This window comes from Streptomyces sp. R818 (genome assembly GCF_056172735.1).
The window spans coordinates 224,043-237,025 of sequence record NZ_JAOCNE010000004.1; the positions used below are offsets into that span (position 1 = coordinate 224,043).

At 72.2% G+C, this 12,983-nt stretch carries 12 protein-coding genes; 3 read left to right on the forward strand and 9 right to left on the reverse strand.

All coding sequences use genetic code 11. The annotated features are described in order from the left end of the window. Nucleotides 1-122: 122 nt before the first annotated feature. A complete protein-coding gene (locus tag N5I75_RS13990) occupies nucleotides 123-2,315 on the reverse strand; it encodes an MMPL family transporter (protein WP_476677392.1) in 2,193 nt (730 codons plus the stop codon). A 289-nt stretch (nucleotides 2,316-2,604) separates the two neighbouring features. Here N5I75_RS13990 and N5I75_RS13995 point away from each other — a divergent pair, with 289 nt between their 5' ends. Both N5I75_RS13995 and N5I75_RS14000 read left to right on the forward strand, forming a co-directional pair. Then, complete coding sequence (locus tag N5I75_RS13995) at nucleotides 2,605-3,078, forward strand: MarR family winged helix-turn-helix transcriptional regulator (RefSeq protein WP_476677394.1); 474 nt, start codon at nucleotides 2,605-2,607, stop codon at nucleotides 3,076-3,078. Nucleotides 3,079-3,190: 112 nt separating this feature from the next. After that, a complete protein-coding gene (locus tag N5I75_RS14000; protein WP_476677396.1) occupies nucleotides 3,191-4,798 on the forward strand; it encodes a DHA2 family efflux MFS transporter permease subunit in 1,608 nt (535 codons plus the stop codon). A 7-nt stretch (nucleotides 4,799-4,805) separates the two neighbouring features. On the opposite strand, the gene N5I75_RS14005 is transcribed toward N5I75_RS14000, so the two are convergent. The 7 genes from N5I75_RS14005 to N5I75_RS14035 all read right to left on the reverse strand — a co-directional run bounded on the left by N5I75_RS14005 (nucleotide 4,806) and on the right by N5I75_RS14035 (nucleotide 10,913). Further along, complete coding sequence (locus tag N5I75_RS14005) at nucleotides 4,806-5,231, reverse strand: glutaredoxin domain-containing protein (RefSeq protein WP_476677397.1); 426 nt, start codon at nucleotides 5,229-5,231, stop codon at nucleotides 4,806-4,808. Between the two features lie 10 nt (nucleotides 5,232-5,241). Then, the gene (locus N5I75_RS14010; protein ID WP_476677399.1) at nucleotides 5,242-6,576 is read right to left on the reverse strand and encodes an MFS transporter; all 1,335 of its coding nucleotides are present in this window, start codon (nucleotides 6,574-6,576) and stop codon (nucleotides 5,242-5,244) included. A 117-nt stretch (nucleotides 6,577-6,693) separates the two neighbouring features. Then, entirely contained in the window at nucleotides 6,694-7,671 is a 978-nt protein-coding gene (locus tag N5I75_RS14015; RefSeq protein WP_476677401.1) for a catechol 2,3-dioxygenase, read from the reverse strand. Beyond that, complete coding sequence (locus tag N5I75_RS14020; protein ID WP_476677403.1) at nucleotides 7,668-8,762, reverse strand: 4-oxalomesaconate tautomerase; 1,095 nt, start codon at nucleotides 8,760-8,762, stop codon at nucleotides 7,668-7,670. Before N5I75_RS14020 ends, N5I75_RS14015 begins: the two co-directional genes overlap by 4 nt. Further along, complete coding sequence (locus N5I75_RS14025) at nucleotides 8,759-9,463, reverse strand: 4-carboxy-4-hydroxy-2-oxoadipate aldolase/oxaloacetate decarboxylase (RefSeq protein ID WP_476677405.1); 705 nt, start codon at nucleotides 9,461-9,463, stop codon at nucleotides 8,759-8,761. Before N5I75_RS14025 ends, N5I75_RS14020 begins: the two co-directional genes overlap by 4 nt. Next, on the reverse strand, nucleotides 9,463-10,215 hold the full coding sequence (locus tag N5I75_RS14030; protein WP_476677407.1) for a PIG-L deacetylase family protein: 753 nt from the start codon (nucleotides 10,213-10,215) through the stop codon (nucleotides 9,463-9,465). The genes N5I75_RS14025 and N5I75_RS14030 overlap by 1 nt, the downstream gene beginning before the upstream one ends. Nucleotides 10,216-10,259: 44 nt before the next feature. Then, nucleotides 10,260-10,913, reverse strand: a complete 654-nt coding sequence (locus N5I75_RS14035) for a GntR family transcriptional regulator (protein ID WP_476677409.1) — start codon at nucleotides 10,911-10,913, stop codon at nucleotides 10,260-10,262. Between the two features lie 236 nt (nucleotides 10,914-11,149). On the opposite strand from N5I75_RS14035, the gene N5I75_RS14040 reads away from it, so the two are divergent. Beyond that, nucleotides 11,150-12,445 (forward strand): phytase, encoded by a 1,296-nt coding sequence (locus tag N5I75_RS14040; protein ID WP_476677410.1) that lies wholly within the window; start codon nucleotides 11,150-11,152, stop codon nucleotides 12,443-12,445. Here N5I75_RS14040 and N5I75_RS14045 read toward each other — a convergent pair. Beyond that, nucleotides 12,442-12,888 carry a MarR family winged helix-turn-helix transcriptional regulator gene (locus N5I75_RS14045; protein ID WP_476677412.1) on the reverse strand — a complete coding sequence of 149 codons (447 nt, stop codon included), beginning with the start codon at nucleotides 12,886-12,888 and terminating at the stop codon, nucleotides 12,442-12,444. The two genes, N5I75_RS14040 and N5I75_RS14045, sit on opposite strands and share 4 nt — an antisense overlap. Nucleotides 12,889-12,983: the final 95 nt, after the last annotated feature.

Below are 12,983 nucleotides of genomic sequence, written 5' to 3' on the forward strand. Positions count from 1 at the left end.
CGCGGCAGTTGGGGTTCATGGACGCGCCCCGGCGACCCGTCGGGCGTGTGCGTCCTGAGCGGCGGCCACGGCACTGTGCGGGTGTGTTCGACGTGGCCGCCGCTTATGAGACGTTACGGTGCTCAGCCGCGCACGGGCTGGAGCTCCCGGTCCTCGTCCCCGGCGGGCCGGGGCCCGGCCAGGGACTTCTGGAGCTTCTCGCCCTCCACGTCGACGTTCGGCAGGGCCTTGTCCAGCCAGCGCGGCAGCCACCAGGCGGCCTTGCCGAGCAGCGCCATGACCGCGGGCACGATCGCCATGCGGACCACGAACGCGTCGAAGAGGACGGCGACGGCGAGGCCGAAGCCCATCATCTTGATCATGTCGTTGTCCTCCATGATAAAGCCGGAGAAGACGCTGATCATGATGACCGCCGCGGCGCCGACGACCCGGCCGCCGTGCCGGAACCCGGTCACGATGGCCTCGCCGGGGCGCGCCCCGTGGACGTACGCCTCGCGCATCCGGGTCACGAGGAAGACCTCGTAGTCCATGGCGAGACCGAAGACCACGCCGATCATGAAGATCGGCATCATCGACATGATCGGTCCCGGCTGGTCGACGCCGACCAGGCCCGCGAGCCAGCCCCACTGGAAGACCGCGACCACGGCGCCGAGCGCCGCCGCCACCGACAGGAGGAAGCCGAGCGCCGCCTTGAGCGGGACCAGGACCGAGCGGAACACCAGCATCAGGAGCAGGAACGCCAGGCCGACGACGAGCAGCAGGTACGGCACGAGCGCGTCGTTCAGGGTCTGCGAGAAGTCGATCGTCATGGCCGTCTGACCGGTGACCAGGACCTCGGAGTCGGTGTCCGCTCCCCAGCCCTCGGCCTGCGAGCGGATCTCCTTGACCAGTTCCTCGGTCCTGTGGTCGCTGGGTCCGCTCGACGGGACGACGGACATGATGGCGGTGTCGCCCGCCTCGTTGACCTGGGCGGGAGCGACCGCCGCGACACCGTCGACCTTGGCGAGCGAGGCGCCGACCGTCTTGGCGGCGGCCTCCGCGCCCTTGCCGTCGACGGTCACCATCAGCGGGCCGTTGAACCCGGCGCCGAACGACTCGGACAGCATGTCGTACGCCTTGCGCCTGTGTGCTGTCCCAGCCGGACGCTCCAGGCTGGTGGCCGGGACGGCGACGGTGCCGAGGCCGATCACGGCGACGAGCAGGACGGTCAGCGGGCGGCGCATGACGAAGCGGGACCAGCGGGTGCCCAGGTTCGGCTTGCCCTCGGGCGTGTCCGGCGCCGGGACGGCGGCCTCGCGGTCCTTGCGGCGCAGCACCTTCTTGCCCGCGAAGCCGAGCAGCGCCGGAATCATGGTGAGCGCGATGAGGACGGAGATGGCGACGGTCGCCGCGGCGGCCAGGCCCATCTTCGTCAGGAGCGGGATGTTCACGACGGACAGCCCCGCGAGGGCGACGATCACGGTGAGACCGGCGAAGACGACCGCGGAGCCGGCCGTGCCGACCGCGCGGCCCGCCGCCTCCTCGCGTTCGCGGCCCTCGGCTATCTCGGCGCGGTAGCGGCTCACGATGAACAGGGCGTAGTCGATGCCGACCGCGAGGCCGATCATCGTCGCGAGGGTGGACGTGGTGGAGGACAGCTCCAGGACGCTGCCGAGCGCCGTGATGCCGGAGATGCCGATGCCGACACCGATGATCGCTGTGAGCAGCGGCATCCCCGCGGCGACCAGCGAGCCGAAGGTGATGAGCAGGACGACCGCGGAGATCGCGATGCCGATGAGTTCGGCGCTGCCGCCCATCTCCTGCTCGGCCTCGACGGCGTCGCCGCCCGCCTCGACGGTGAAGCCCTCGGCGCGGGCGTCGTCGATGGCCTTGGTCAGCGCCTCGTGCGACGCGTCCGTCAGCTCGGTCGAGGGGACCTTGTACGCCACGGAGGCGTAGGCGGTCGAGCCGTCCTTGCTGACGGCGTTCGCCTTGTACGGGTCGGCGACGGAGGAGACGTCGGCACCCTTGCCGAGCGCGGTCACCAGCTTCCCGACGTCGGTCTTGGGCGCCGGGTCGGTCAGCTTCTCGCCCTGCGGGGCGCGGATGACGACGCGGGCCGTCGCGCCCTCGGCACCGGCCGCCGGGAACTTCTCGTCGAGCAGGTCGAACGCCTTCTGCGCCTCGGTGCCCGGCATCGCGAAGGTGTCGGCGGGCGGGGCAGGGGCGGCCGACGACGCGAAGCCGATCCCGCCGAGCAGCAGCACCCACAGCAGCGCCACATAGCGGCGGCGCCGGAAGGACAGCCGTCCGAGTTTGTACAAGAACGTAGCCACGGCGAAAGGGGCTCCCGTCGGGGTCGTGGGGCAGGATCGCTTCCATCGTCTCCGCTGCCCCGGGCCGTCGGGTAAGCCTCTGAGCCGGAGTACGGACCCGCGTTCGCGGTAGCGGCCGGCGGCGCGTGTCATACCCGGGGAGGAGTGATGTGTGGTGTGTGTAGAACCCCGGGAGCAGGCGTATGTACACCGCACAACCCGGATACGCAGGCAGAACACGTGTCAGTCAGGTATCCGCCTTCAGGTACCTGCTTTGACATACCTATGACCTCATACCTACCTTGAACCCATGCCCACCTCCCGTGCCGCCCGCAAGGACGTCGACCGCGTCGCCTCCGCGCTCGCGGTGTCCCTGCCGACGCTGCACAGGACCCTGGACCGCCGGATCCTCGGGGACTTCCCGCACGACCGGCTGCCCGAGGCGCAGATCGCGCTGCTCCGCCTGGTCGCGGAGCGGGACGGCATCACCGTGCGCGAGGCGGCGCACGAGCTGCTGATGCAGCCGAACAACGTCAGCGCGCTGGTCTCCCACCTCACCCGCGCCGGGCTCCTGGAGCGCCGCGGCGACGCCGCCGACCGGCGCGTGGCCCATCTGCACACCACCGCCGTGGCCCGGGAGCGGATCGCCGAGGCCGAGGGGATCGCCCGCCGCCACCTCGCGGCGGCGCTGCGCCATCTGACCGGCGGTGAGCTGGACGCGCTCGGCTCCGCCCTGGGTGCGCTGAACTCACTCGACACACATCTGCGGCCGACCGCGGGCTGACGCCCGCCGGTCCGCCGCGCCCGCGCCCTGCTCCCGTCACATCTGTGCCGGGGCGGGGCGCTTTCCGTGCCCCTCTTTCTTCATTCACCCTCGTCCCAGACAAGGCACACGTATGTCGTCCCCCTCTCTCCCCTCTGTCGCCCCCTCCCCCGCCCCGGTGTCCGCGCCACCGGACCCGGCGAGCACAGCGCCCTCGGGGCGGCGCGCCAACCCGTGGCTGACGCTGATCGCCGTAGCCTTCGGCCTGTTCATGGTCGGGCTCGACGGCTCGGTCGTCTCCATCGCGAACCCGGCGATCGGCCGCGACCTGAACGCCTCCACCGCGGGCCTGCAGTGGGTGACCAACTCCTACCTGCTCGCGCTCGCCGCCGCGCTGATCCTCGGCGGCAAGCTCGGTGACCGGTTCGGCCGGCGCACCGTGTACCTCGTCGGCGTCGCGGGCTTCACCGTGGCGTCGGTCGCCATCGGCCTGTCGGGCTCCATCGAGCTGGTCATCGCCTTCCGCGCCGCGCAGGGCTTCTTCGGCGCGCTGCTCATGCCGAACACGCTCGGCCTGCTGCGCGCGGTCTTCCCGCCGCGCAAGTTCGGCATGGCCGTCGGCATCTGGGCCATGGTCTCCTCGGTCTCCACGGCGCTCGGCCCGATCGTGGGCGGCCTGCTCGTCGAGCACGTCAACTGGGAGTCCGTCTTCTACATCAACGCGCCTGTCGGCATCGTCGCCATCATCGTCAGCGCGCTCGTGCTGCCGCAGAGCAGGAACGCGGCGGCGGCCGGGGAGAAGTTCGACGTCGTCGGTGTCGTGCTGCTCGCGCTCGGCATGCTGGTCGTGGTGTTCGGCGTGGTCAAGGGCGAGACCTGGGGCTGGAGTTCGGCGGGCACCCTCGGCGCGATCGTCGCCGGTGTGGCGCTGCTCGTCCTGTTCGGCTGGTACGAGTCCCGCGTCGCGCACCCGCTGCTTCCGATGCGGCTGTTCCGCAGCCCGGCGGTGACCGTCGGCACGGTCGTCACCGCGCTCAACTTCTTCGTCCTGCTCGGCGGCATCTTCTTCGTGATGCTGTACCTGCAGAACATGCGCGGGTTCTCCCCCGTCGAGGCGGGTGTCCGCACGCTGCCGCTGAGCCTCGCCTCTGTCGTCGCCTCGCCGCTGGGCGCCGCGCTCACCGACCGGTTCGGGCCGCGCCTCACGATGCCGCTCGGCATGGTGCTCCAGGGCGCGGCGTCGTTCCTGATGCTGACATGGTCGGCGGATTCGGGGTACGGGGCGCTGTGGCCGCCGTTCGTCGCGCTCGGCCTCGGTGTCGGCATGGTGATGTCGGCGTCGTCCGCCGCGATCGTGGGCAACGCGCCGGTCGAGGACGCGGGTGTCGCCGGTGGCTTGCAGGCGACCGCGCTCCAGGTGGGCGGCGCGCTCGGCACGTCCGTGCTCGTGTCGCTGATCAGCAGCCGGGTCGGCTCGACGCTCGGCTCGGAGCTGACTTCGGCGGGCGTGCCCGAGCGGGCCGCCGGGCAGCTCGCCGAGGCGAAGGACGCGGTGGCGATGGGCGCGGCGCCAGTCGCGGAGTCGATGCCCGCGCAGCTCAGGGCGGCGGTGGTCGAGGGCAGCCACGCGGCGTTCATGTCCGGCGTGCACGTGGCGGTCCTGGTGATGGGTGTGCTGTGCGCGCTTGGCGCGGTGGCGTCGGCGGCGGTGCTGCGGAGGCAGGGCGCCCCGCGCCACTGACCGGGGCTCAGAGCTGTTCCCGTACCCACCCGGGATCGGGGTTCGTGTGCGGGCGGTCCGCGACGAAGACGGTCGGCACCGTCTCGTTGCCGTCGTTGACCGCCCGCACGGCAGCCGCGCCCGCCGGGTCCCGCCAGATGTTCACCCAGTGCAGCCGGCGGGCCCGGCGGCCCAGTCGCAGTCGGAGCCGCATGCAGTACGCGCAGCCAGGGCGCCAGTAGACGACGGGGCGCCCGTCGGCCGCGCTGCGCCGCCGCGCCTCGTCCGAGCCGACCGACCTCGGGAAGATCAACGGCGAGCAGACCCCCGCGAGCACCAGGAACACCAGCGCGTACGCCACGGCCGGCCCGGTGTCTCCCCGCAGGGCCGGGCCGGTCGCGGCGAGGGCGCCGCAGAGCACGAGAATCATTGGCAGGATCAGGGCGCGCCTCATGATCCGCAGACTACGCGGCGGCCACCGGCCGCTCCGAGGCCCGGGGCGTCGCCTGCGGCGCTTTGCGCAGGGACGCGATGCCGATGAACACCATCGAGAAGATCCCGGTCAGGGCGAAGGCCGTGAAGCCCCAGTCGCCGTTGCCGGAGGCGAGGAGCTGGCCGCCGAGCCAGGGGCCGAAGACCGCGCCGAAGCGGCCCATGCCGGAGGTCCAGCCGACCGCCGTCGCCCGGCTCTCGGGCGCGGAGCGGATCGACACCGTCGCGTAGATCATGGTCTGGGCGCTGTTGAGGAAGACTCCGGCGAGGAAGACCACCACGAACGTGAGCGCGAGCGCCATGTGGATGCTCAGCAGGTAGACGCTGACGGCGGTGAGCAGGAACCAGATCGCGGAGATGCGCGGGGCGCCGAAGCGGTCGGCGGCGCGGCCCGCGACGAGCATGCCGACGATGCCGCCGAGGTTGAAGACGACGACGAACTGGAGCGAGGAGCCCAGGTCGTAGCCCTCGGCGCGCATCAGTGTGGGGAGCCAGGTCGCGACGCCGTAGACGAGGAGCAGACCGCCGAACGAGGCCAGCCAGTACAGCAGCGTCTGCACCCACTGGTGCGCGCGGAACAGGTCGGTCAGTGCGTCCCAGCGGCCCGCGCCCTCCGGCCGCCGCTCCTTCACGGCGGGCAGCTCCACGTCGTACGCGGTGGACAGGCGCCGCGCCTCCTCGGTGCGGCCCCGTGCGACGAGGAAGCTCAGGGACTCCGGCATGATCTTGGCGATCACCGGCACGAACAGCAGCGGAACGACGCAGAACCAGAACGCCGCGCGCCAGCCGAGCGGTTCGACCACCCAGGTCGCCACGTACGCGGAGAGGATGCCGCCCGCGTGGTGCGCGGTCATCAGGCCGCCGACGATCAGGGCGCCACGTCCGCGCGGCGCGTAGTCGGAGACCATCGTGATCGCGGTGGGGAGCAGACCGCCGAGCCCGATGCCCGCGAGGGTGCGGCCGAGGCCGAAGGCGGCGACGTTCGGGGCGAGCGCGCACAGTCCGGAGGCGAGCGAGAAGACGGTGACGCAGACGGCCATCATCTTCTTGCGACCGATCCGGTCGGAGACCGTGCCGGCCGTCAGGGCGCCGATCAGCATGCCGAAGGTGGCGTAGCTGCCCAGGTCACCGGCCTGGTCGGGGTCGAGGCCGAGCGCCTTCGACTCCAGCATGTGCGGCAGCACGGAGCCGTAGATGAACATGTCGAGGCCGTCGAAGAGGACGGCGAGCCAGCACAGGGCGAAGACCAGCCGGGCCATTCTCACGCCGCGGCGGGCGGCGGTGGGCGGGGTGGCGGAGGAGGACATCGTTGTTCCTCTCGTCAGGGTGGGGAGTCCCTGGAGCGATATGTGTGAGCGGCACGCTAGAAACGCGTGCCGCCCTTCGTCAACACTTTTGTTGACAATCTCAGGAACAGTCGAGGTTCAGACCCCTGCGGCGGGCCCCGCGGGCGGCTCCACGGGCGGCGTTCCGTGCGTGTGGAACGACTGGATCGTCTTCAGACCCCACGCCTGCCCCTTGGCGCGCTCCGCCTCGGTCCACGTGATCAGCGGCCAGTCGGGCGCGAGGACGAGGCGGGTGAGCGGGTTGCACAGCTCGATGCGGTTGCCGCCGGGCTCGTAGACGTAGAGGAAGAACGTCTGCTGGATGGCGTGCTTGTGCGGGCCCGTCTCGATGAAGACGCCGGAGTCGATGGCGAGGTCGGCGGCGCGCAGGATGTCCTCGCGGGTGTCGGTGGCGAAGGCGATGTGGTGCAGGCGGCCCTCGCTGCCGGTCCAGTCCTCGGTGTAGACGACGTCGTACGACTTGTTGCTGAAGGTCAGCCAGCGGGCCGCGATCCGGCCCGTGTCGAGGCGGATCTGCTCGGTGGGCCGGGCGCCGAGCACGTGCTGCTGGAACTCGGCGTTGGCGAGCACGTCGGCGGCGAGGAAGTTGACGTGGTCGAGGCGGCGCACGCCGACACCCCGGTTGGGCTTGGCCTGCGGCTGGTTCTTCAACGCCGGCCGCAACCCGTCGGGAGCGGTGTAGTGCTCGCTCTCCCAGTACAGGGCGTGCTCGTGGCCGTCCGGGTCGGTGGTGACGTACAGCTTGCCGAGGCCGGGTTCGTCCTCGGCCCATCGGCCGCTGCCGCCCGCGTCCTCCACCGCCGCCACCCGGCGCCGCAACGCCTCCTCGCTGGAGGTGCGCAGGGCGAGCCGGCCGAGTCCCGGCTGGTCCCGGGCGGTGAGGACGAGGCTGTGGTGCTCGTAGTCGTCGAAGGTCCGCAGGTAGACCGTGTCGCCGTCCTGGCCGTTGACCGTGAGGCCGAGGAAGTCGGTGAAGAAGGCGACGCTGGCGTCCAGGTCCGGGGTGAACAGCTGGGCGTGGCCGACGTGGGCGATGTCGCCGAGGGGCGGAGTCATCGGGGACCTCCTGAAGGGGGCGCGGGAGCGGGGCGGGGGAAGACGGTGCCGTCGAAGATCTTGCGGGCGGTGCGGACGACGGCGGTGCGGCGGGCGCGGGGCAGTCCGTCGGGTCCTGTGGTGAGGCTGCTCTCGATGTCGGTGAAGCCGGTGGGGTGCTCGATGCGCACGCGGTCCGTGGCGGGAGGCCGGGCGAGGCCCGCGGCGACGCCCTTCTCCAGGAGCAGCCCCGCGGCCACGCTCGCGGCACCGAGGACGCCGATCGAGGTGTGGCAGCGTACGGGGATGAAGGTGCGGGTGGTGACGGCGCCGCCGTGCCGGGGCGGGGCGAGCAGGGTCACCTTGGGCACGGTGGTGGCGGAGACGTCGCCGAGACCCATCAACTCCCCGGCTGCGAGCCGGAGTCGCCGGATGCGGTCGGCGAGTTCCGCGTTCGCCTCCAGCTCCTCCGGGTCCTCGTAGCCCGTGACGCCCAGGGACCGGGCGTCGGCGAGGACGGTCGGCATCCCGTTGTCCACGCACGTCACCTCGATACCGGTGACGGTGTCGCGGGCGTGGCCGGTGGGCAGCAAGGGGGCACTGCCCGGCGGGAACTCGATGACCACGGCTGCGGCCGTGCCGGGGACTCCGGAGATCTCCGTGCCCCCGCTGTGGTCGACGCGCCCGCCCGGGGTCGGGAACGTCGCCGTGGCGAGGTCCCCGGAGTTGACCATGCGGATGCGGACGGCGGTCTCTTCGGAACCGGCGTCGATCAGTCCGCGTTCGACGGCGAACGGCCCGACGCCCGCGAGCAGGTTCCCGCAGTTCTGCCGGTCCGACACCTCCGCCTTGTCGACACCGACCTGGAGGAACAGGTAGTCGACATCGGCGGATTCGGGGTTCCGCGAGGGCGCGACGACCGCGACCTTGCTGGTCAGAGGGTGCGCCCCGCCGAGGCCGTCGATCTGGCGGGGATCGGGGCTGCCCATGATCCGCAGGAGCAGGTCGTCGCGGGTGGCCGGATCGGCGGGGAGGTCCTCGGCCAGGAAGTAGGCGCCCTTGGAGGTGCCGCCGCGCAGGAGCATGCAGCGCACCTCGGTGGGCGCGGTCACGAACCCGCCCCCGTGTGCTCGTCGTAGGTGCGGTACTCCACGCCGAGGTCGGCCAGCGTCTTGCGCAACCCGTAGCGGTCGAGGCCGAGTTGCCCCTCGACGAAGGCGGCGCGCGTGGCGGCCTCCTTCTCCTCGCGCGCCTGCGACGTGCGCGCCGCCTCGGCCGCGCCCTCCCGGGGCACGACCACGACCCCGTCGTCGTCGGCGACGATCACGTCACCGGGCCGGATGATCTGGCCGCCGATCACGACGGGCACGTTGACGCTGCCGCCGGTCGCCTTCACCGTGCCCTGTGCGGAGACGGCGGCCGACCAGGCGGGGAAGCCCATTTCGCGCAGTTCGGCGGTGTCGCGGATACCCGCGTTGGTGACGATGCCGCGGACGCCGCGCTGCTTGAGGGCGGTGGCGAACAGTTCGCCGAACATGCCGTCCGTGGACGGGGAGGTGGTGGTGACGACGAGGAGGTCGCCCTCGCCGCACTGCTCGACCGCCGCGTGGATCATGAGGTTGTCGCCGGGCCAGGACAGGACGGTGACGGCGGTTCCGGCGACCCGGGTGTCCTGCTGGTTGGGGCGCAGGTGGTGGCCGAGGAGACCGGTGCGGCCCATCGCCTCGTGGACGGTGGCGACGCCGTACCGGGCGAGCGCCGCGACCTCCTCGCGGGTGGCCTTGGGCGGGTCGGTGACGATGACGCCGGGCATCAGGCGAGCTCCTTCGCGATCTGCGGGTACGGGCGCATGTACGCCTCGGCCATGGTCCGGTGGGCGAGGCCGAGGTTCGGGCCCGCGTTGCGCTTGAGCTGCACGCCTCGGCGTACGGCCAAGTCGGTGTAGTAGTCCCAGAGGTGTTTCTGCGCGGCCAGGCACTCCATGGCGCGGCGCTTGGTCTCCCACACCTCGGTGATGTCGAGGAGGACCTCGGGCCGGAAGCCGCTCATCTCGGGCTGGTGCGGCTCGAAGTAGAAGACGGGCGGGGCGCCGATGATCTCGCCCTCGCCGGGGTAGCCGATGGCCTGCGCGAGGACGCGGGCCTCCAGGGCCATGCGGTTGGCGGCCGGGTGGTCGCCGTTGTACGGGTCCTCGACCGGATGCGTGAGGACGACGTCCGGCTGGGTTTCGCGGTAGACGGTGACGAGCCGGTCGGTCAGCTCGGCGCTCGGGACGAGCGGGTAGTCGCCGGCGTCGAAGAACCGGACCCCGGCGCCGAGTGCGGCGGCGGCGCGCTCGGCCTCGTCGCGGCGCAGCGCCTTGATCTCGTCGAGCTTCCTGCCCTCGCGCCAGGCCTTGGCGGACTCGCCGCGCTCGCCGAACGTGAGGCAGGCGATGGTGACCTTCTCGCCCCGGGAGGCGGCCAGGGCGATGGCGCCACCGGCCCGCCACACGAAGTCCCCCGCGTGGGCGGTGATCACCAGTGTCGAGCGTGGTGGCGTGGCGGGCGGGTTGCCTTGGGTCATGCTGCGTCTCCTTGACTGCGGGGGACGCGCCCGCCCTGGCGGCGTCAGCCGGCGCGCAAGGCGTCGATCACGCTGCCCAGGTGGGCGCGGACGGCCCGTTCGGCCGCCTCCGGGTCCCTGGCGCGGATCGCCTCGATCACCGCCAGGTGCTCACTCAAGGACTGCTGCGGACGCCCCGGGCGCAGCGCCAACTGGAAGCGGTGGCGCACCAGTTGCGCGTTGAGCCGTTCCAGGAGGCCGACGGCCGTGTGCTGGCCGGAGATGTCCCGGATGCGGGCGTGCAGGTCGTGGTTGAGGTCGGAGTAGGAGAGCGGATCGCCGTCGGCGACCGCCTTGGACATGGCCTCGCCCAGCGCGGTCAGCTCGTCGAGCTGGGCGTCGGTGGCGTCCTTCGCCGCCTTGGCCGCGCACAGCCCTTCGAGCACCATCCGGCACTCCGTGATCTCCACGGCCTCCTCGACCGTGACCACCCGCACACGCGATCCGCGGTTGCGGATCCGCTCGACAAGGCCCTCGCCCGCGAGGTCGAGCAGCGCCGCCCTGATGCTGGCGCGGGTGACGTCGTACTGCTCGGCGAGTTCGTTCTCCACCAGCCGCTGGGCCGGTGCCATCTCGCCGCGCAGGATCGCCGTCCTGAGCCGCTCCAGCGCGTACTGCTTGGCCTGCTCTCCGGAGCCTGGACGGGCTTCCTTCGGCATCTGCCCTCCCTGAGTGAGTGCCTGTCGACGCTAAATCTAGGCCAACAAGATTGTCAACGATTTTGTTTGCAGAATCTCGGCGGCCCCAAGGGCCCCACCGGCCGCTTCCGCGCCGCACACATCCGGCCGTTCACACCGCGGACGGGCCCGGTTCACCCACCGACCCCTTCCGTCTCACGCCAAGATCACACGATGCTGCCGTCATGTTCCCCGCATGGTCCCGGCTTGTTCCCGACATGAAGGAGCTACTCGTGGTCCGCTCCCGGACACCCCTGGCCGTCCTCGCCACCGCCGTCGCCGCGCTCGCCGCGACCGCCACCGCCCCGGCCGGGGCCGCCGCCCCGCTGCCCGCCGTGACTCCGCGCGCGGAGACGGCCGCCCTGCACGACGACGCGGCGGGCGGCGACGCCGACGCCGACGACCCCGCCATCTGGCGGAACGACATGGACCCGGACCGCAGCCTCGTCATCGCCACCGCCAAACAGGGCGGCCTGCGCGTGTACGACCTCGACGCGCGCGAGGTGCAGTCGATACCCGCGCCCGCCGCGCCGGGCCCGGACCACGCGCCCGGCCGCTTCAACAACGTCGACCTGGTGGACAGCGCCCGCCTGCCCGACCTCGCCGTCACCACGGACCGCGGCGGCGACCGGCTGCGCGTCTACCGCATCGACCGCGACCGCCCCGGCGGCCCGCTGAAGGACGTCACCGACCCGCAGGCGCCCCGCGTCTTCTCCGCCTCCCAGGAGGAGGTCGACGAGCAGCGCACCGCGTACGGCCTCGCCACCTGGACCGACAAGAGGACAGGGCGCTCGTACGCGCTCGTCAGCCGGCGCGAGCGGACCCGCCTCGCCCTCCTCGAACTGACCGCGCACCGCAACGGCACCGTCGGCTACCGCCCCGTACGCACCCTCGACCTGCCCTCCGCCTTCCGCCTCCCGGACGGGACGTCGTGGTCACCGTGCGCCGAGCCCGGCGAACTGCCGCAGGTGGAGGGCATGGTGGTGGACCCGGCGAACGGCACGCTGTACGCGGGCCAGGAGGACATCGGGATCTGGCGGCTGCGCGCCGACCTCACCGGCACGCCGGAACTGGTCGACAAGGTGCGCGAGTACGGGGTGCCCGGCACCTACGACGAGGCGACCGAGGAGTGCGCCCCCGGCACCGACCCCGGCTTCGGCGGCACGCACCTCACCGCCGACGTCGAGGGCCTCACCCTCGTCACCGAGAAGGACGGCGACGGGCTGCTGCTCGCCTCCAGCCAGGGCGACAACACCTTCGCGGCGTACGACCGGGAGGTGTCCGACGCCAACGAGTACGAGGGCGGCTTCCGCGTCACCCCGGCCTCGGCGGCGCTCGACGGCTCCGAGGAGTGCGACGGCGCCGCCGCGCTGAACGCCCCGCTCGGCCGCCGCTACCCGTACGGCCTCCTCGTCGTCCAGGACGGCCACGACGCGCCGGGCGACCCGGACCGCCCCTCCACCAACTTCAAGTTCGTGGACCTGGGCAAGGTCACGGCCGCGATCGACGACTAGAGCCGGCCGGGCGGCTCGCCCCAGGGCTCTTCGAGAGCGGACCGCAGCGCCGCCACCGCCGCCGCGCCGATCCGCTCGGCGAGCCGCTCCTCCAGGCGCTCCAGCGCGCGGCGCGCCCGCTCGTGGGCGCGCCGCCCCTCGGCGGTGCGGCGAATGAGCCGCTGCCGCGCCGACGACGGGTCCGGCACCTGTTCGAGCAGCCCGGCGGCGACGAGCGCGTGCACGGCCTGATGGACGGTCTGCCGCGTCACACCCATCCGCCGGGCCAGCTCGGCGACGGTGGTGCCGTCCTCGTCGAGCTGCGCGAAGAGCTGCACCTGCGGCGGCGTCACCGCGGGCCCGCCGTCGCCGCCCACCTCGGCGAGCAGCCCCTCCTCGAACCAGCGCCTGGCCTCGCCGAGCAGCTGCGGCAGATCACGCCGGTCACCTCCGACCCCGGTCATCGTCTTGCCTTCTTCCTCATCGAGATGTCAGGCTACCTGACGTACATCGTCAGGCGGCCTGACACAGCGCGGGCCGGCACGTGAAGGCGGTCCCC

Excerpts from the sequence above, each read along its gene's own strand:
- N5I75_RS13995 (WP_476677394.1), top strand. The coding sequence starts at position 2,605 with ATGCCCACCTCCCGTGCCGCCCGCAAGGACGTCGACCGCGTCGCCTCC.
- N5I75_RS14000 (WP_476677396.1), top strand. The coding sequence starts at position 3,191 with ATGTCGTCCCCCTCTCTCCCCTCTGTCGCCCCCTCCCCCGCCCCGGTG.
- N5I75_RS14005 (WP_476677397.1), bottom strand. The coding sequence starts at position 5,231 with ATGAGGCGCGCCCTGATCCTGCCAATGATTCTCGTGCTCTGCGGCGCC.
- N5I75_RS14010 (WP_476677399.1), bottom strand. The coding sequence starts at position 6,576 with ATGTCCTCCTCCGCCACCCCGCCCACCGCCGCCCGCCGCGGCGTGAGA.
- N5I75_RS14015 (WP_476677401.1), bottom strand. The coding sequence starts at position 7,671 with ATGACTCCGCCCCTCGGCGACATCGCCCACGTCGGCCACGCCCAGCTG.
- N5I75_RS14025 (WP_476677405.1), bottom strand. The coding sequence starts at position 9,463 with ATGCCCGGCGTCATCGTCACCGACCCGCCCAAGGCCACCCGCGAGGAG.
- N5I75_RS14030 (WP_476677407.1), bottom strand. The coding sequence starts at position 10,215 with ATGACCCAAGGCAACCCGCCCGCCACGCCACCACGCTCGACACTGGTG.
- N5I75_RS14035 (WP_476677409.1), bottom strand. The coding sequence starts at position 10,913 with ATGCCGAAGGAAGCCCGTCCAGGCTCCGGAGAGCAGGCCAAGCAGTAC.
- N5I75_RS14040 (WP_476677410.1), top strand. The coding sequence starts at position 11,150 with ATGAAGGAGCTACTCGTGGTCCGCTCCCGGACACCCCTGGCCGTCCTC.
- N5I75_RS14045 (WP_476677412.1), bottom strand. The coding sequence starts at position 12,888 with ATGACCGGGGTCGGAGGTGACCGGCGTGATCTGCCGCAGCTGCTCGGC.